Origin of the sequence: Bradyrhizobium sp. TM233 (genome assembly GCF_036247965.1) — a bacterium.
Taxonomy (GTDB): Bacteria; Pseudomonadota; Alphaproteobacteria; order Rhizobiales; family Xanthobacteraceae; genus Bradyrhizobium; species Bradyrhizobium ottawaense.
The window spans coordinates 1-15213 of sequence record NZ_BTIG01000001.1 but is presented as its reverse complement, the minus strand read 5'-3'; the positions used below and the strand labels follow the sequence as shown (position 1 = coordinate 15213).

The window sequence follows — 15213 nt, the reverse complement described above, 5'->3', positions numbered from 1 at the left end:
CCTTTGCCGGCCACGACCAATTGATATGAACCGCAGGCTCGGCCAGAGAGGCGATGATGGGCAACGCGATGATCAATGCACTGATTGTTGCTGGGGTCGTGTCCGCAATCGGCTACGGCTGGATCGCGCATCTCCAGAACCGCGGCCAGCGGCGCTCCCGCGCCGGGGCGGGCGGCGATGGCAGCAGCGGCGGCACCTATTCGAGCAGCAATGACGGCGTCTCGCTGGGAAGCTGGTTTTCCAGCGACAGCTCGAGCAGCTCGACCGACGGCGGCAGCTGTTCCAGCAGCGATAGTGGCAGCAGTGGCGGCGATTGCGGAGGCGGCGGCGACGGTGGGGGAGGCGGCGGCGATTAGATCCCCTCAAATCTTGATCCAGCGCAACGCTGACATTTAGGACCGTTCTAGGCTGCTTTCGGGCCAGTTTGGAATAGCTTCAAATACCGGTTTTTCCTTTTGCATCCGGCCGGCCCGTTAAATATCGATGATGACGCATCACCGAAGGGCCTGCCGCTTCCATGATCGTTTGTTCCTGTAACGTGCTGAGCGATGACGACATCCGCGCCGCCGTCGCCGAGTCTGACGACGCCGTGCGCCATGCCAAGCAGGTCTATGGTTGCCTCGGCTGTAGCGCCGAATGCGGCCGCTGCGCCCGGACGATCAAGACCATCATCGACGAAGCCCTTGGCCCCTGCGCCCAGTCCTGCTGCTCGGGCTGCCCGCACAGCCACACCGTGGCGGCCAATGACGAGACGGCCGAGCCCGCCCAGTTCGCCCTCGCGGCCTGCTGAATCTTCCGCCGGCTTCGCTGAGCTTTTCCCCGGCTGCGTCCGTGTAGCCAGTTGCCCTCATACGTAAACTGACTTAGAAGCATTCTAAACTCGGTTAGGGCCGATTTGGACTGCAAGAGCTGGAGTGAACCATGCAGGGCGACGCAAAAGTCATCGACTATCTCAACAAGGCGCTGCGTCACGAACTGACTGCGATCAACCAGTACTGGCTGCACTACCGCTTCCTCGACAATTGGGGCCTCCTCGACATGGCCAAGGTCTGGCGCAAGGAGTCCATCGAGGAGATGGAGCACGCCGACAAGCTCACCGCGCGCATCCTGTTCTTCGACGGCTTTCCGAACATGCAGGTGCTCGATCCCCTGCGCATCGGCCAGAACGTCAAGGAGATCATCGAGTGCGACCTCGCTGCAGAGATGAGCGCGCGTGCGCTCTATCAGGAGGCGGCGACCTACTGCCACGGCGTGAAGGACTACGTCACGCGTGACCTGTTCGAGAAGCTGATGAGCGACGAGGAGCACCACATCGACTTCCTCGAAACCCAGCTCGACCTGATCGGCCGCATCGGCCTCGAGCTCTACACCCAGAAGCACGTCGGCGGGCTCGAGGGCGAGGGGCACTAGGCTCCGGCGTCAGCCCCACACTCCGCTGTCGTCCCTGCGCAAGCAGGGACCCATAACCACGGGGAGGAGTGTGGCGCGTGATGGTAACTCCGAGTCTTCGTCAAACCACGCCCTGTGATTATGGGTCCCGGATCTACGCCTCGCTCCCGACAACGCTGCGCGTTGTCGGAGCTGCGCTTGTCCGGGACGACAACCGTGGTTATCGAACCACCTACAACTGCGTCTTGTAGATCTCTTCCACGGTCTCCTGGCTCGCGGGTTCGCCGAGGCCGGTCTGGTCGTGAATGACCGTGACGATGCTGGGCATCACCGAGCGCTGCACTTTTTCGGGCGACCACAGCTTCGAGCGCATCAGCGCCTTACCGCAATGGAAATAGACTTCGCTGACGGCGACGTTCAGCACCGCGCGCGGCGGCTTGCCGAATTCGACCAACGCTGCGAGCAGATCCGGGTCGGCCGACAGCGTGCCGCGTCCGCCGACGCGCAGCGTCTCGTCGATGCCGGGGACGAAGAACAACAGATGCACGAAGCCCGAGCCTTCGACGACGTTGCGGAAACTGTCGATCCGGTTGTTGCCGGAGCGGTCGGGCATCAAGAGCTGGTTCGGACCGGCGACGTGGACGAAGCCGATGCCGCCGCCGCGTGGCGAGGCATCGACGCTGCCGTCCGCGCCCGACGTTGCGAGCACGCAGAACGGCGACATCTCGATGAACTTCCTCGCATGCGCGTCGATCGCGGGACGCGCTTTCGCGATCACGCGCGGGCTCGGCTTGGCGTAGATGGTGGCGAGGTCTTCGGCGCAAAGATCGGTCAACGGCGTGCCTCCGCTTCAGCTTGGCGGCAAGCTATCCGATCGGGTCGCCTCCAGCCAATGGAATCGATCAAGACGCGTTATACGGCATCCGCCGGCACGAAGCAGCTGATGATGATCGCGCCGCGGTGGCGGACGTACCACACCACGGCCTGCCCGACCGGATTGCCGCGATCGCGAATGATGGCGCGCTCAGGCACCTCCATCCATTGCCCTTCGATCGGTACCCAATAGGTGCCGCCGCGCACATCGTAGTCGGTGCGATGGCCGTCGGAGACGTCGCAGCAGGGCACGCCGTTCGGCGCGATCACGCTCTTGAACCAGGCGCGGATGTCGGGCGGGACGTGGTCGTATTGACCGTTGTCGAACGCGAGTGCGGCGCTGGTCAGCGCCGTCATCGCGACCAGCCAAACGCACAGTGCGAGCCTGTGCATGCGATCCCTCCTCGTCGCGTCCTGCTATTCGCGCGCGAGTCTTGCGCTGTCGATTCCATCGTTGACGCGATTAAGCCCGAGCTGTCGGCGCAATGCATGCTCAAATTATATGCGGCACCGACGCGCCCCGCATGATGCGATGCAAAATCAGCGACGCGCGGATTCAACGGCTTGCTGTGGCACGGTCTGCAAGAATTGCCGCACCTGCTCGCTGTAGAATTTCGCATTGCCGGTGGTGCCGTGGCCGCGTGTCTCGGTGCTCGCCGGGATCAGGAACAGGCGCCCGTTCCTGACCCGTTTCATGGCCGCGTCGGTGATGCCGGTCTCGGGCGGATTGCGCTCGTCGTCGGCGGAATTGATCAGCAGCAGCGATGCTTCGATGGCCTCCAGCTTCTCGCCGGCATTGTAGTCGTGCGAGGACTCCCACTGGTAGACGAAGTCGTTGGCATCCGCCGTGATCGGCGCCGCCAGCCGGTCGTCGACGATCTTGTCGGCCTTGGCCGCGGTCGGCGCCTGCGATTGATAGGCCAGGGTGCCGCCGATGCTGGCGATGCCGTAGGCGGTGATGGCATATTTCATCATGCGCGGCTGGCTGGCGTAGCTGCCGCCGTTGTAGTCGGGGTCGTTGCGGATGGTGTCGAGCATGATCCGCCGCAGCATCCAGTTGCGCGACGCCATCTCGGTCGGCTGCGAGGCCATCGGGATCAGCGCGTCCATCGCGTTCGGATATTTCTCGCCCCACAGCCAGGTGTGCATGCCGCCCATCGAATTGCCGATGACGAGCCGCAAATGCTTGACGCCCAGGCCCTCCGTCACCAGGCGATGCTGGGCCTCGACCATGTCGTCGTAATCGTATTTCGGGAAGCTCGTCTTCATGCCGTCGGAGGGTTTTGACGATTTGCCATGACCGATGCCGTCGGGAAGGATGATGTAATATTTGGCGGCGTCGAGCGGCTGCCCCGGGCCGAACAGTTCGCCTGCAAATGAGGGGCCCAGCATGCTTGCGCCCGAGCCGCCGGTGCCATGCAGCACCAGCACCGGTTGACCCGAGGGCTCGCCGATTGTGGTGTAGTGCAGCTTCAGCTCCGGCATGGTCTCACCGGTGTGGAACTTGAAGTCCCTGGCGATCCAGTCGCCCTGCTTGGGTGCCGGATAATCGGCGGCCAGGACCGGCATTGAAAAGGACAGCAGGACAGCCGACAGCGCGGCGCAGGAAGCCTTCATGTTTCTCTCCCCATTGCGGCTCATGGTCGGCGGCCGCGTTGGAGCGGAACTTAGCAGAAGCGCGCGGAAGGATGTAGGATTTCGGCTCCGCCGATCGTCTTCAAGGAAACATCCGGAAGAGGGCCCTGCATGTGCCGCAACATCAAGACGCTGTTCAACTTCGAGCCACCGGCGACGGAAGATGAGATCCACGCCAGCGCGCTCCAGTTCGTGCGAAAACTGTCTGGCTTCAACAAGCCGTCGCAGGCCAACGAGGCGGCGTTCGACCGCGCGGTGGCCGAGGTCTCGGAAGCCGCGCGAAATCTCCTGACCTCGCTGCACACCCATGCGCCGGCGCGCGACCGCGAGGTCGAGGCGGAAAGGGCCAAGGAGCGCTCGCGGCTGCGCTTCGGTTAGAGGGCTGCAGCTTCGCGTTCCGTGATCTGGCTCACGGTATGGGGCGCCGCATCCTGCAATGATGTCTGCCGGGGTTTTGACAGCCCGGAGCACACCATGACCCGCCCCCTTCTTCCCTTGAAAGCAGGTGCCATCGTCTTCACGCTGCTATGGACCGCGTGGATGATGTGGTGGAGCGGCTCGTTCTCGAGCGCGAACGTGATGATCCTGGCGCTGTGCGGCGCAGCGGTCGGCTATCTCTGGTATCGCGCCATGCGCTGGCAATTCGAGCGCATGGGCATGCTGCCGCACAAGGATGATTCTTCCGGCGCGTCTTGATTTGGCTCGTGTCCCGGACGCGGTGCGGCGCGAAGTGCCGCTCCGCAGAGCCGGGACCCAAAGGTCGCGACCTAAGTTCTTGGTCAGATAGGCCCCGGCTCAGCAGCGCTGCACCATAGCGCGTCGAAGACGTGCGTGAACGCGCTTTTGTGCCGCGCTGCGTCCGGGGCACGGGCGCGCCACTAATCCTTGTGACCGTGCTTCTTCTTTTTCTTCTTCTTCCTGTGCTCGTCGCCTTCGCTGTCGTCGCTCTCGTCGTCGACGATGGCCTCATCGGGCTCCTGCACGGCGGCTTGCAGCGCTTCGCGCTCGGCGGCGTCGCGCTCGCGCTGGCGGCGGCGCTCGTCCCAGGCGTCGAACAGCTGCTCGAGCCACGGCAGCACCTGCTCGATCGAGGGCAATTGACCGGCCGGCCCAGCCTCGCCGCGGGGGCCTTGCGGCCCCGCCGGCCCCTGCGGTCCGGCAGGCCCCTGTGCTCCGGCGGCCCCGCGCGGACCAGCCTCGCCCTGCTTGCCTTGCGGACCGGGCTTGCCCTGAGGTCCCGCCTTTCCGATCGGCCCCGGCTTGCCCTGCGGACCCGGCTTGCCGCGCGCGCCGTCCGGCCCGCGCTTGCCCGGATGACCCTGCGGCCCCGGCCGTCCCGGCTCGCCTTGCCGCCCGCGCGGACCCTGAGCTCCCTGCCGTCTCTGTTCGTCTGCCACGCTACTGCTCCTTGTGCGGAAGCAAGCTACTTAGCGGCGTTTGACGACAGCAGCAATTCCGCCGGGACAGCCCTCCACGCTTGATCAACATCAATCGGCGGCACGCGCCGCTGTGTCATCGATCGTGCGGCCACAACTCTTGCGAGGAGCGACCGATGCGCGCAGCGTGGAAGATCTTTTGGCTGTTCGCTGTCGTCCTTGCAGCAGCGCTTGGCCTCGCTCACCAGCTGGTACCCGACGTCGTGCCGGTCGCATTCGCCGAGGAGCCGCAGCCGTCATGGGCGGTCCTGACGGCCTTCTTCCTCCGCGCGATCGAGATGATCGCCGCATCGGTCGCGATGATCGCGCTTGCGGTCATCATCGGCGGACTTGTTCAGCGGCGCGTCCTCGGACGCTAATCCTGATAGGCGGGCACGTCGATGCCGGACGCCGCGTAGATCCTGATCTTGTTGCGCAGCGTGCGCACCGACAGGCCGAGCACGCGCGATGCGCGCGTGCGGTTGCCGTCGCAGCGCGCGAGCGTCTGCAGCACGAGCTCGCGCTCGACCTCGTCGACGGTGGCACCGATCAGAAGCGGAACGATCTGGTTGGGGGCAAGAAACTGTGCGCCCGGTTCGGACGCGGCGACATGAACAGTGGTCATCAACATACTCCCCGATCAACGCCCGCTTCCATCGTTGGAAGCGGATCGAGAACAAACGACCCCCAAGCCGTAAATCCACGGTGGGCGGGTTTGGTTAATGAAAGGTTAACCGCGGGCGATCGCACCAATTGACCTTGGGATTGCCGCGAAGCCGCCGCGATTGGCTCGAGATGCATGGTGATGCGGACGTATCTTGCGCCGCACATTCGCTGTCATGCCCCGCCCCAGTGCGCAATTGCGCACAAGGCGGACGATGACACTGAGCGGGTGGTGAAAGCGTCCTCCTCACACCGTCCGATAGCCGCCGTCCACCATCACGATCGTTCCCGTGACGTAGGCCGACATATCCGACGCAAGGAAGATCGCGGGCCCGACGATATCCTCGGGCTTGCCGGTGCGCGCCAGCGGGGTGTGGTCGACGAAGGCCTGCACCAGCGCCGGATTGGTCGCGCGCACATTGGCGTTGATGTTGGTCTCGATGAAGCCGGGCCCGATCGCGTTGACGCGGACGCCTTCCTTGCCGAGCTCGACCGCGAGCGCCTTGGTGAAGCCGAGCACGCCGTGTTTCGACGTCGTATAAGCCGCCGAGCTCGGCGTGCGCAGATGCACGAAGGACTGGATCGAGCCGATATTGACGATGCGGCCTTTGCTCGCGCGCAGGGGGGCGAGGAAGGCCTGCGTCATGTTGAAGACACCGTTGAGGTTGAGCGAGATGATGTCGTTCCAGTCCTTCGCCACCGTCTCGGTGTCCGCGGTGAAGGCGTTGCGCCGGGTGATGCCGGCATTGTTGACGAGGATCGAGACCTGCCCGACTTTGTCGGCGACCTGCTTTGCCAGCGCAAAGCAGTCCTCGCGACGGGTCACGTCGAGCGCAAAACTCTCGGCCCTGCCGCCCGCTTTGCGGATCTCCTGGGCGGCTTCCGCGACGGTGTCGGCGTTGACGTCGAGCAGCACCACTTGCGCGCCCTCGCGGGCGTAGCCCGCCGCGATGGCCCGACCGATGCCGGAGCCGGCGCCGGTGACGACGGCGATGTGGTTCTGGAGAAGGGGCATAGGGTTTCCTCGGCTGCTTGTTTTTGAGTGTTGGCCAGGAGTCTATTTGAAAACGGACGCGACGGAAACGTCGCGCGGCGCTCGCCGCTCATGCAATCGCGGGGCTCTGCCCCGCTGTATGTGGCAAAGTTGCCACGGCATCAGCAGGAAGCTCGCCGGTTCGTTTTTGTCCAAGCCGCGGTCGCTTGCATCCAAGAAGTCTGGAGCCGTTCGCCTCACATCTTCTCGACAAAAGGGGCAGCGGCGATTCCGCCGACGGAGATATTGGGCGCATGAAGAACGTCACCTGCGGAAGTGCGGTGCTGATGGCGTTCGCGGTGGTGGGGCCTGCCTTGGCGGCGGATATCGGCGCCACGCCCGCCTACAAGGTCCCGCCGGCGGCCGCGTCGCCCTGGAGCGGATTTTATGCTGGTCTCGGGCTTGGATCCCGTGCGTCTCGCGCCGACGCCGACACGACATCGGAGACGATTACCGGCGCCCCGCAAAATCTCGCGGACGGGCGGCCGACCGGCGCGTCCTTCGACGGGCTGGGCTTCCGCACCAGTGCCTTTGCCGGATTCAACTGGCAATTTGCCCCGCAATGGGTTGCGGGCGTCGAAGGCGATGTCGGCTTCGCCAACCAATCCACCAAACGCCCATCGCTGGCTTTCTCGCCCGGCTTCGCCGGCTTTGCCCGGCCGAACGACAGCCTGACCGTGGAGACCGATTGGGACATCGGCTTGCGCGCCCGTCTCGGGTTCCTGCTGACACCCGCGACGCTGGCATACGCGACCGGTGGCATCGCCTGGCAGCACAACGAGATCAGTTCGGCCTGCGTCAGCGGCGCCTGTAACTTCTTTTTCCTTTCGCCCGCCGTGATCTCCGCTTCGCGTATTCAGGCCGGTTGGACCATCGGCGGAGGCATCGAGACTGCGCTCGGCGGCAACTGGTTTGCACGCGCCGAATATCGCTACGCCGATTTCGGCACGACACCGTTCACCATTGCCCGAGGCGGCTCTGCTGCTTCGCCCCTCAATCCGACCTCGGACAATTTCGATCTGAAGATGCAGACTCACAACGCCTCGTTCGGTGTGGCCTACAAATTTGGCGATCCGATCATGGCAGGAGCGCAGGCGGTGTGGATCGCCAAGGCGGCGCCGATCGCGATGTCGTGGACCGGCCCCTATCTCGGTCTTGGCCTCGGCGCCCGCGCGCTGCAGGCCAACGTGGCGGCGAAGTCGGAATTGTTTGGTGGTGCACCGCTCGCGGTCGCGGAGCATGTCGTGCCGTTCAACGGCACGGCGTTCCGCGCCAGCCCCTATGTTGGCATCAACTGGCAATTCGCCTCGCGCTGGGTCGCCGGTATCGAGGGCGACGCCGGCTTTGCCGACCGGACCACCACGCTTGCCGGATTTCCCGTGTCACCCGCCTTCGGCACCTTCCACGAGGCCGCAGATTCACTCAAGCTGAAGACGACGTGGGATGCGAGCCTGCGCGCACGTGTCGGCTTCCTGGTGACGCCGGCAACGCTTCTGTTCTTGAGCGGCGGCGCGGCGTGGCAGCATGACGAGTTGATCTCGACCTGCGGGAGTGCACCCTGCCGGCGTACGTTCAACCTCTCGCCGTCCGGGATCGCGACCGCTGCAACGAGGGTCGGCTGGACCATTGGCGGCGGCCTGGAGACGGCGCTCGGCCATCACTGGCTGGCGCGCGCCGAATACCGCTTCGCCGATTTCGGCACGTCGACCCAATCGATCAGCCGAACCTCGACTTTCGCGCCGCAGAACACCGTCGACACTTTCGACGTCACGCTACGCAGTCACGTTGCGACATTCGGCCTCGCGTATCAGTTCAACTGACCGGCGCCGGGTCTGGCCACGCATCTGCGCGAGGCCTGGTTTGTGACATTTTTCTCCCGATTTCGTTTCGAAGTTTCACGAAACGCTAACTCGAAATTAAGGGGACGGAAACGGCAGCCTTGGCATACTGATCTTCATTGCTAAACGTTGCGCGCATGATGGAACGGCTCGATTCCTGGAAACTCGCCCTTGAACGCCTGCGGTCGGCGCAATCGGCCGATTGGGCCGAGGCGGGCCGGCTCGTGGCCGAGATCGCGCGGACGAGCGTCGATGCCACGCTGCGCCAGGCTGCCGAGCAGGCGCTTCCGGTGCTGCGCCAGGCGGTCGACAATGACGATCACGGCGTCACGCTGGCGGCCCAGCGCCGCATCGGCGTCGTTCTCGAAGTCGTTCATGATCTGACCGCGCCGCGCTTCGGCCGCCGCAACGCCACGCCGAAACAGCTGTCCAGCGAGGATCGCGCCCGCAAGATGCTCGGCCTGCCGCTCGCGGTGCAGCTCACCTGCGAGGACATCAACCAGGCCTATCGCCGCGCCGCCAAGGGCATGCATCCCGACCACGGCGGCAGCACGCAAGCCTTCATCGACCTCGCCGCCGCGCGCGACGTCCTGATCCATCCCGGCGCGCACAAGGACGCGTGAGGGCGCGCCAGCCTCCTCACGCAAAAGGAGGTCTCGTAGGGGGCGCATCGCGCCGTGCCCACCATCTTCGTGATGGATGGAAAGGGTGGGCACGCTTGCGCTTGGCCCACCCTACGACATCTCGAACAGAAACGGGCAAGAAACGCATGCCCGCGTCCTTGCCCGCTCTTCGTCCGCCGATCGAAATCCTACCAGGTGCACTGACCGTTCTTCAGCGCGGCATCCTTCACCGCGAGTGCGTCGATGAACGTCGGAACGGTTGCGCTGGCGCGATGATAGCCGGCCGGCCACGGCGTGGTCGGGATGCTCTCGTCCCAGATCTGGCACAGGCCGGTGTCCTGCCAGCGGATCAGGTGATAGCTGGCTTCCGCAGGGCTCGCCGCGACGAAGGCGGTGACGGCAAGACCGGCGGCAGCGCATAGCACGGACATACGACGCATGATCAGCTCCTCAAATGAATGATGTGATGCGCCTCCCGGCAATGCGGGGAGGGCTGGGTGCCGGACGCTTTCGGATGCGCCCCGGACAAGATGTGAGTAGTTCCGCAGGCCGGTCAGGTTCAAAGCGCGCGGTCCCGCAAAAAGAAGAGGGCGGATCGCTCGCGCGACCCGCCCTCGAAAACCGATCCGTTGCAAAAGCTCAGAGCGTGCAGCGGCGCTCGGCGCGCATCTTGATCTGGACGTCGGAAGCGGCCTGGAAGGTCGGGAGCGGCTTGCTGACGACCTTGTAGGTCGAAACCCCAAACTGGAACGGCTTGTACTTCAGGTCCTCGTTCCAGACCTGGCAGATGCCGGTGTTGTCCCAGCGGATCACGTAATAGCCGACCGCCGCCGAGGCCGGCACGGCAAAGACGGAGGTGGCGATGCCGGCAACGGCACAGAGCGCGAGAACGCGACGCATGAAATATCTCCTGATGGGGAAGTGGGCGCAAAAATTCGTGCGGTAAAAGCAGGTCCTTTGCAAGCCGGGGAGCTGCCGTTCACGGACATGTCAGCTGTTCCCCAAGCATTTGGTTCGCTCGCGTGCCCGGCAAGCCACACGCTCAGTGGCTCACTTCGCCAGCGAGGCCACCGCCTCGATCTCGATCAGCATCCTCGGATCGGGCAGGGCTTGCACCACGCAGGTGGTGCGAGCCGGATAGGGCGGCGGGCCGAAGGCGCCGGCATAGAGCGCATTCATGGCGGCAACGTCCGAGGCGCGGGTCAAGAGCACGTTGACCTTGACGAGGTCGCGGACACCGGCGCCGGCCTCGCCCAGCACGCGCTTGATGTTGAGGACGACATTGGCGAACTGCGCCTCGAAACCGTCGGGCAGCGCACCATTGGCATCGAAGCCGGGAATGCCGGAGACGAACAGGAGATCACCGACGCGCGTCGCAAAGGACAGCGGCGGCGCCTTCACGTGCGGCGGGGGCGCGAAATGCTGGATCGGCATGGCATCACCTCGAAGAGTGTTCTCGGGGCCATGAGCGTAGCGGCAGGCGAGGGGTGCTCAAACCAAAAAATGCGAAAACAACCCCATGCACAGTAGGGAAGCCGTTGGATTTCCTTTAATTTCTGTTTAGCCGAAGTTGTGTCCGATCCGTCGGGCAAAACAGGGGCAGAAGGGCATGACGGCGATGCGTGATCTTGTGCCCCACACTCCGTCGTCATGCCCCCGGCTCGACCGGGGCATCCAGCACGCCGCGGCCTCTCGGCTCAATCATCGCCGCCTCTGGAATACTGGATCGCCCGGTTGAACCGGGCGATAACAGTCGAACGGGCTGCCACACCTCGCGTCTCACGCCAGCCCATCATGTTCCCGCCGCGATCCATCGGATAAATTCGGCTCGCCTGATTCGCTTTCCTCCCTAAAAAATAGCCCCCGGAGACATCCATGAAGATCGCATCCATCTTCCGCGCCGCGCTGGTCGCCATTGCCGCCCTGGCCGGGCTCTCGACCTCGGCGATGGCCGACGGCGGCACCGTGGTGCTGACGATCTACAAGGCGGGCTGGATCATCGGCGGCTCCGGCGGCTCCGGCGTGCTCAACTTCCGCGGCCGCACCTATGGGCTGTCCACCGGCGGGCTCGACTACGGCCTCGTGTTCGGCGGTTCCAAGACCGTGCTGCGCGGCCGCGTCTCCAACATCAACCGTCCCTCCGATGTCGCCGGCGTCTACGGTGCCGCCGGTGCCGGCCTTGCCGTCGGCCGCGGCGCCCGCGCCATCGTGCTCACCAACCAGAAGGGCGCCGTGCTGGAGCTGACGGGCACGCAGGTCGGGTTGATGGCGAACGCGGATCTCAGTGGCCTTGCGATCACGATGCGGTAGAGCAGGGTGCCGTAGGGTGGGTTAGCCCCTTGGCGTAACCCACCACTTCTGTCACCGCCGAAAGAGAAGAGGTGGGTTACGCTCATCGGCCAGCGCTTCGCGCAGCCGCTGCGCTAACCCACCCTACGATTTTCCGACCATCGCATGAATCCGCTCGCAATGCGCGACGAGATTCTCGCGCGCATCGACGAACACCTTCAGCGGCGTCGGAATCGGAAAATAATGGATATTCGCGACGAAGCCGTAGATGCCGGCATCGACGCTCGTTGGCGCCGCGCCGTGCACGAAGCCCGCGGCGGGCACGATCTCGGCCAGCGCCTGCAAATCGGCGAGCCCCCGCGCGTAGGCCTGCTCCGGCGTGTAGCGGCCGATGCCCTGGTAATGATAACGCTGCGCATTATACGTCTTCGCCTTCTCGAATCCTTCTGCACTCACTTGCGGATGTTGCGCAATGAAGCCGTCGCGGAACGCCGGATAGAAGCGCTCGTCCTTCCAGCGCGAATACGACATCACCCAGTAGAGATCGTCGAGCATGCGCGTGACGAGGAGATTGGTGCGGCGCTGCTCCGGTGAAAGTCCGGCATCGATGGTGAGACGATTTTTCGCGATCGCATGCGCGATGATGGTCTCGCTGTCGCCGATGCTCTCGCCGTCGTCGACGACGTAAGGCAGCTGCCCGCGCGGTGCGGCCGAGGCGTCGAAGATGTGCTCGTGCACGAACGGCACGCCCGCGAGCTTGAAGAAGGCGTAGACCTTGAGGCCGTAGCCGTTGTTGTCGGCGACGCCGAACAGTTGCGGGTAGGAATAGAGGGTCAGCATGGGCGGGCTCCCTTCCACCCGGAGTCGTATCGCTGCAGTGACACGCTTGCAACAGTCCGGCGCCGTGTGGCGTTGTCGTTCGATCGAAGGACGCGAAGTGTCCCCCGTTCGGGGTACGGATTCGGCCTGAAGTTCTTGCGCCAGGGCCCCGACATGCGATGTTCACCGACCCGCCGAAATATGCCGGCATTGTCTTGCGGTGGCGCACTTATGGTCGTGCTGGCTTTCGCAGGACCCGCACAGGCCGCGGACCTCGCGGCAAAGCCGCTCACCAAGGCGCCGCCGGTCGCGGTCTCGTCGTGGACCGGCTTCTATGCCGGCCTCGGCCTCGGCTTTCGATCGACGGCCGCCGACCTCACCACCACATCGGTGCTGTTGGACGGCGTTCCCCGTGACATCAGCGATGCCGTCGTCAGTCAGCCGTTCGACGGCCCGGGCCTTCGCGTCAACCCCTATGCCGGCTTCAATTGGCAGGTGGCGCCGAGCTGGGTCCTCGGCGTCGAAGGCGATGTGGGTTTTGGTCGCCAGACCACCATCCTCCAGGGGTTTCGCGCCTCGCCGCGGGCCGGCTCGTCCACCTTCCTCGTCGACAGCCTTGCGCTCACGGCCGGCTGGGATGCGAGCCTGCGCGGCCGCGCCGGCTATCTGCTGACGCCGGCGACACTGGTCTATCTGACGGGCGGACTTGCCTGGCAGCAGTTCGACGTCACCTCGGTCTGCGTCGGCGCCACCTGCAACGACGCCACGCCGACCACGGTCTCGAACTCCGCGACGAAGACCGGCTGGACGTTCGGCGGCGGTCTCGAGACCGCGCTGTGGGGCAACTGGCTGCTGCGCGCCGACTATCGCTACGCCGATTTCGGCACCACGCCGTTCACCATGGCACGCACCAGAAGCGGTGCGGGGCCCGCGCTGACGGTCGACAATTTCGACACCAGGCTGCGGACCCACACGGCAAGCGTCGGCCTCGCCTGGAAGTTCGGCGCTCCCGTCACCGGCGGCGGTTCGCATCCGCTGCAGGCGCAGGCCGCCATGCTGCCGTCCTGGACCGGGGCCTATGCCGGCCTCGGACTCGGCGCCCGCGCCACGCGCACCGATCTGACGGCGACGTCGGAGACGATCGGCGGCTTTGCGTTCGATCTTGCCAAGCGCGCCAACAACCGGCCGATGGACAACACGGCGTTCCGCGCCAGCCCCTATGCCGGCTATCTCTGGCAGCTCGCCTCGCAATGGACCGCCGGCGTCGAGGGCGATGTCGGCTTGGCCGACCGCACCACCATGCGCGAAGGTTTTACCAGCGTCCATCTCGCCGACTCCCAGGCGCGCGGCGAGAGCCTGTCGATCCGCAGCCGCTGGGACGCGTCCCTGCGCCTGCGCGGCGGCTATCTCGTGAGCCCGCAGACCATGCTCTATGCCACCGCCGGCGCGGCGTGGCAGAACTTCGAATTGACCTCGACCTGCACCAGCCGCAACTGCAGCGGCTTCTTCGCGCTGTCGTCGCCGATCATCAATTCGTCGACCACGAAGATGGGCTGGACGCTCGGCGGCGGCCTCGAGACCGTGCTGTGGGGCAACTGGCTCGCGCGCGCCGAATACCGCTATGCCGATTACGGCAAGGCCGGCTTCACCGTCGCACGGTCGAGCGGCCGGGCCGAGTTCGATCCGTCCGTCAACACCTACGACGTCGCGATGCGGGCGCATCTGGCGACGTTCGCCATGACGTATCGGTTTCAGTGAGGCGGCGCGTAGTCGTAGGGTGGGTTAGCTCGGCGGCTGCGCGAAGCGCAGTCCGCGCGGCGTAACCCACCTCTTCTGTGTCCGCGGAAATCCACAGAGGTGGATTACGCCGAGGGACATTCGCGCAGCCCGGGGCCAATCCACCCTACGACTGTGATGCAGCCTTGAACACCGCAAGCTGCGCATCGAACGCGCGCCTGAACGCCGGACGCGCTTCACCGCGCGCGACATAGGCGGCGATGTCAGGATATTCGTCGAGCAGTCCGGATGTGTTCAGCCGCCGCAGCACTGTCACCATCATGAGATCGCCGGCGTTGAAGGCGCCGTCGAGCCAGTCGGCGCCACTGAGGTGGCGGGACAGTTCGCCGAGCCTGGTATGGACGCGGTCCTGGAGCATGGGCAGCCGCTCTGCGTGCCAGCTCCTGTCGCGCTCGAACAGCATGGCCATGGTGAGCTCGACGATCGGCGGCTCCACCGTGCTCAGCGCGGCGAACATCCACGCGATCGCGCGGGCGCGGGCATTGGCGTCCTTCGGCAGCAAGCCATCGTGGCGCTCGGCGATATGCAGCACGATCGCGCCGGACTCGAACAAAGTGAGATCGCCATCCTCATAGGTCGGAATCTGCCCGAACGGATGCAGCGCCAGATGCGCCGGCTGCTTCATCGCGGCAAACGAGACGAGGCGAACGTCGTAGGGTTGCCCGGCTTCCTCGAACGCCCATCGAACCCGCATGTCGCGAGCCTGCCCCTTGCCGCGGTCGGGCGAGGATTCGAAGGCGGTGATGATCGGGGGCATGTGGGGGCTCCATGTGGGTCGCGCGTGGTCCGGAGGACGAACGACGGGGGCGGATTCCGACAGTGCCGTAGCAACCATTAAA

At 65.0% G+C, this 15213-nt stretch carries 22 protein-coding genes; 10 read left to right on the top strand and 12 right to left on the bottom strand.

Annotated elements, in window-relative coordinates:
- The first annotated feature begins 53 nt into the window (after positions 1-53).
- The 3 genes from AABA86_RS00110 to bfr all read left to right on the top strand — a co-directional run bounded on the left by AABA86_RS00110 (position 54) and on the right by bfr (position 1410).
- Positions 54-356 carry a hypothetical protein gene (locus tag AABA86_RS00110; RefSeq protein WP_338305344.1) on the top strand — a complete coding sequence of 101 codons (303 nt, stop codon included), beginning with the start codon at positions 54-56 and terminating at the stop codon, positions 354-356.
- Between the two features lie 161 nt (positions 357-517).
- The gene (locus AABA86_RS00105; RefSeq protein ID WP_212246987.1) at positions 518-790 is read left to right on the top strand and encodes a (2Fe-2S)-binding protein; all 273 of its coding nucleotides are present in this window, start codon (positions 518-520) and stop codon (positions 788-790) included.
- A 131-nt stretch (positions 791-921) separates the two neighbouring features.
- Positions 922-1410, top strand: coding sequence for a bacterioferritin (gene bfr, locus AABA86_RS00100; RefSeq protein WP_011089420.1), 489 nt, complete (start codon positions 922-924; stop codon positions 1408-1410).
- A gap of 211 nt (positions 1411-1621) precedes the next feature.
- Here bfr and AABA86_RS00095 read toward each other — a convergent pair whose 3' ends face one another.
- From AABA86_RS00095 to AABA86_RS00085, 3 genes are all read right to left on the bottom strand, one after another.
- Positions 1622-2224, bottom strand: coding sequence for an MSMEG_1061 family FMN-dependent PPOX-type flavoprotein (locus tag AABA86_RS00095; RefSeq protein ID WP_212246989.1), 603 nt, complete (start codon positions 2222-2224; stop codon positions 1622-1624).
- Between the two features lie 77 nt (positions 2225-2301).
- Positions 2302-2655 (bottom strand): hypothetical protein, encoded by a 354-nt coding sequence (locus AABA86_RS00090; protein WP_212246991.1) that lies wholly within the window; start codon positions 2653-2655, stop codon positions 2302-2304.
- Positions 2656-2802: 147 nt separating this feature from the next.
- Complete coding sequence (locus AABA86_RS00085) at positions 2803-3879, bottom strand: alpha/beta fold hydrolase (protein ID WP_338305343.1); 1077 nt, start codon at positions 3877-3879, stop codon at positions 2803-2805.
- A gap of 129 nt (positions 3880-4008) precedes the next feature.
- On the opposite strand from AABA86_RS00085, the gene AABA86_RS00080 reads away from it, so the two are divergent.
- Together AABA86_RS00080 and AABA86_RS00075 are read left to right on the top strand one after the other, a co-directional pair.
- The gene (locus AABA86_RS00080) at positions 4009-4275 is read left to right on the top strand and encodes a DUF2277 domain-containing protein (protein ID WP_097668416.1); all 267 of its coding nucleotides are present in this window, start codon (positions 4009-4011) and stop codon (positions 4273-4275) included.
- Between the two features lie 96 nt (positions 4276-4371).
- Positions 4372-4593 carry a hypothetical protein gene (locus AABA86_RS00075; RefSeq protein ID WP_212246995.1) on the top strand — a complete coding sequence of 74 codons (222 nt, stop codon included), beginning with the start codon at positions 4372-4374 and terminating at the stop codon, positions 4591-4593.
- Positions 4594-4775: 182 nt separating this feature from the next.
- On the opposite strand, the gene AABA86_RS00070 is transcribed toward AABA86_RS00075, so the two are convergent.
- The gene (locus tag AABA86_RS00070; RefSeq protein WP_338305342.1) at positions 4776-5294 is read right to left on the bottom strand and encodes a collagen-like protein; all 519 of its coding nucleotides are present in this window, start codon (positions 5292-5294) and stop codon (positions 4776-4778) included.
- A 155-nt stretch (positions 5295-5449) separates the two neighbouring features.
- Here AABA86_RS00070 and AABA86_RS00065 point away from each other — a divergent pair, with 155 nt between their 5' ends.
- A complete protein-coding gene (locus AABA86_RS00065; protein WP_212246997.1) occupies positions 5450-5692 on the top strand; it encodes a hypothetical protein in 243 nt (80 codons plus the stop codon).
- On the opposite strand, the gene AABA86_RS00060 is transcribed toward AABA86_RS00065, so the two are convergent.
- A complete protein-coding gene (locus tag AABA86_RS00060; RefSeq protein ID WP_063201937.1) occupies positions 5689-5937 on the bottom strand; it encodes a helix-turn-helix domain-containing protein in 249 nt (82 codons plus the stop codon). The two genes, AABA86_RS00065 and AABA86_RS00060, sit on opposite strands and share 4 nt — an antisense overlap.
- Positions 5938-6222: 285 nt before the next feature.
- Positions 6223-6990: an SDR family NAD(P)-dependent oxidoreductase gene (locus tag AABA86_RS00055; protein ID WP_338305341.1), complete on the bottom strand. Its 768-nt coding sequence runs from the start codon at positions 6988-6990 to the stop codon at positions 6223-6225.
- Between the two features lie 272 nt (positions 6991-7262).
- Between AABA86_RS00055 and AABA86_RS00050 the strand changes: the two genes are divergently transcribed.
- On the top strand, positions 7263-8828 hold the full coding sequence (locus AABA86_RS00050) for an outer membrane protein (RefSeq protein WP_338305340.1): 1566 nt from the start codon (positions 7263-7265) through the stop codon (positions 8826-8828).
- A gap of 155 nt (positions 8829-8983) precedes the next feature.
- Complete coding sequence (locus AABA86_RS00045) at positions 8984-9469, top strand: J domain-containing protein (RefSeq protein ID WP_212247000.1); 486 nt, start codon at positions 8984-8986, stop codon at positions 9467-9469.
- 188 nt (positions 9470-9657) lie between these two features.
- Here AABA86_RS00045 and AABA86_RS00040 read toward each other — a convergent pair whose 3' ends face one another.
- The 4 genes from AABA86_RS00040 to AABA86_RS00025 form a co-directional block, all read right to left on the bottom strand.
- Positions 9658-9909, bottom strand: coding sequence for a hypothetical protein (locus tag AABA86_RS00040; protein WP_212253867.1), 252 nt, complete (start codon positions 9907-9909; stop codon positions 9658-9660).
- A 199-nt stretch (positions 9910-10108) separates the two neighbouring features.
- A complete protein-coding gene (locus AABA86_RS00035; protein ID WP_212253868.1) occupies positions 10109-10369 on the bottom strand; it encodes a hypothetical protein in 261 nt (86 codons plus the stop codon).
- Positions 10370-10519: 150 nt separating this feature from the next.
- Complete coding sequence (locus tag AABA86_RS00030; RefSeq protein ID WP_338305339.1) at positions 10520-10903, bottom strand: RidA family protein; 384 nt, start codon at positions 10901-10903, stop codon at positions 10520-10522.
- Positions 10904-11166: 263 nt separating this feature from the next.
- Positions 11167-11361 carry a hypothetical protein gene (locus AABA86_RS00025; protein WP_338305338.1) on the bottom strand — a complete coding sequence of 65 codons (195 nt, stop codon included), beginning with the start codon at positions 11359-11361 and terminating at the stop codon, positions 11167-11169.
- Between AABA86_RS00025 and AABA86_RS00020 the strand changes: the two genes are divergently transcribed.
- Positions 11345-11779, top strand: a complete 435-nt coding sequence (locus AABA86_RS00020; RefSeq protein ID WP_338305337.1) for a hypothetical protein — start codon at positions 11345-11347, stop codon at positions 11777-11779. The genes AABA86_RS00025 and AABA86_RS00020 overlap by 17 nt on opposite strands.
- Positions 11780-11902: 123 nt before the next feature.
- Here the strand turns inward: AABA86_RS00020 and AABA86_RS00015 are convergent, their stop codons facing one another.
- Positions 11903-12598, bottom strand: a complete 696-nt coding sequence (locus AABA86_RS00015) for a glutathione S-transferase family protein (protein ID WP_338305336.1) — start codon at positions 12596-12598, stop codon at positions 11903-11905.
- A 210-nt stretch (positions 12599-12808) separates the two neighbouring features.
- Between AABA86_RS00015 and AABA86_RS00010 the strand changes: the two genes are divergently transcribed.
- Positions 12809-14335, top strand: a complete 1527-nt coding sequence (locus AABA86_RS00010; RefSeq protein WP_338305335.1) for an outer membrane protein — start codon at positions 12809-12811, stop codon at positions 14333-14335.
- Positions 14336-14480: 145 nt separating this feature from the next.
- Here the strand turns inward: AABA86_RS00010 and AABA86_RS00005 are convergent, their stop codons facing one another.
- Positions 14481-15131: a glutathione S-transferase family protein gene (locus tag AABA86_RS00005; RefSeq protein ID WP_338305334.1), complete on the bottom strand. Its 651-nt coding sequence runs from the start codon at positions 15129-15131 to the stop codon at positions 14481-14483.
- Positions 15132-15213: the final 82 nt, after the last annotated feature.

Excerpts from the sequence above, each read along its gene's own strand:
- AABA86_RS00025 (WP_338305338.1), bottom strand. The coding sequence starts at position 11,361 with ATGGATGCGATCTTCATGGATGTCTCCGGGGGCTATTTTTTAGGGAGG.
- AABA86_RS00055 (WP_338305341.1), bottom strand. The coding sequence starts at position 6,990 with ATGCCCCTTCTCCAGAACCACATCGCCGTCGTCACCGGCGCCGGCTCC.
- AABA86_RS00050 (WP_338305340.1), top strand. The coding sequence starts at position 7,263 with ATGAAGAACGTCACCTGCGGAAGTGCGGTGCTGATGGCGTTCGCGGTG.
- AABA86_RS00030 (WP_338305339.1), bottom strand. The coding sequence starts at position 10,903 with ATGCCGATCCAGCATTTCGCGCCCCCGCCGCACGTGAAGGCGCCGCCG.
- bfr (WP_011089420.1), top strand. The coding sequence starts at position 922 with ATGCAGGGCGACGCAAAAGTCATCGACTATCTCAACAAGGCGCTGCGT.
- AABA86_RS00065 (WP_212246997.1), top strand. The coding sequence starts at position 5,450 with ATGCGCGCAGCGTGGAAGATCTTTTGGCTGTTCGCTGTCGTCCTTGCA.
- AABA86_RS00015 (WP_338305336.1), bottom strand. The coding sequence starts at position 12,598 with ATGCTGACCCTCTATTCCTACCCGCAACTGTTCGGCGTCGCCGACAAC.
- AABA86_RS00020 (WP_338305337.1), top strand. The coding sequence starts at position 11,345 with ATGAAGATCGCATCCATCTTCCGCGCCGCGCTGGTCGCCATTGCCGCC.
- AABA86_RS00110 (WP_338305344.1), top strand. The coding sequence starts at position 54 with ATGATGGGCAACGCGATGATCAATGCACTGATTGTTGCTGGGGTCGTG.
- AABA86_RS00060 (WP_063201937.1), bottom strand. The coding sequence starts at position 5,937 with ATGACCACTGTTCATGTCGCCGCGTCCGAACCGGGCGCACAGTTTCTT.
- AABA86_RS00080 (WP_097668416.1), top strand. The coding sequence starts at position 4,009 with ATGTGCCGCAACATCAAGACGCTGTTCAACTTCGAGCCACCGGCGACG.
- AABA86_RS00035 (WP_212253868.1), bottom strand. The coding sequence starts at position 10,369 with ATGCGTCGCGTTCTCGCGCTCTGTGCCGTTGCCGGCATCGCCACCTCC.
- AABA86_RS00010 (WP_338305335.1), top strand. The coding sequence starts at position 12,809 with ATGGTCGTGCTGGCTTTCGCAGGACCCGCACAGGCCGCGGACCTCGCG.
- AABA86_RS00075 (WP_212246995.1), top strand. The coding sequence starts at position 4,372 with ATGACCCGCCCCCTTCTTCCCTTGAAAGCAGGTGCCATCGTCTTCACG.
- AABA86_RS00040 (WP_212253867.1), bottom strand. The coding sequence starts at position 9,909 with ATGCGTCGTATGTCCGTGCTATGCGCTGCCGCCGGTCTTGCCGTCACC.
- AABA86_RS00005 (WP_338305334.1), bottom strand. The coding sequence starts at position 15,131 with ATGCCCCCGATCATCACCGCCTTCGAATCCTCGCCCGACCGCGGCAAG.
- AABA86_RS00085 (WP_338305343.1), bottom strand. The coding sequence starts at position 3,879 with ATGAAGGCTTCCTGCGCCGCGCTGTCGGCTGTCCTGCTGTCCTTTTCA.
- AABA86_RS00090 (WP_212246991.1), bottom strand. The coding sequence starts at position 2,655 with ATGCACAGGCTCGCACTGTGCGTTTGGCTGGTCGCGATGACGGCGCTG.
- AABA86_RS00105 (WP_212246987.1), top strand. The coding sequence starts at position 518 with ATGATCGTTTGTTCCTGTAACGTGCTGAGCGATGACGACATCCGCGCC.
- AABA86_RS00045 (WP_212247000.1), top strand. The coding sequence starts at position 8,984 with ATGATGGAACGGCTCGATTCCTGGAAACTCGCCCTTGAACGCCTGCGG.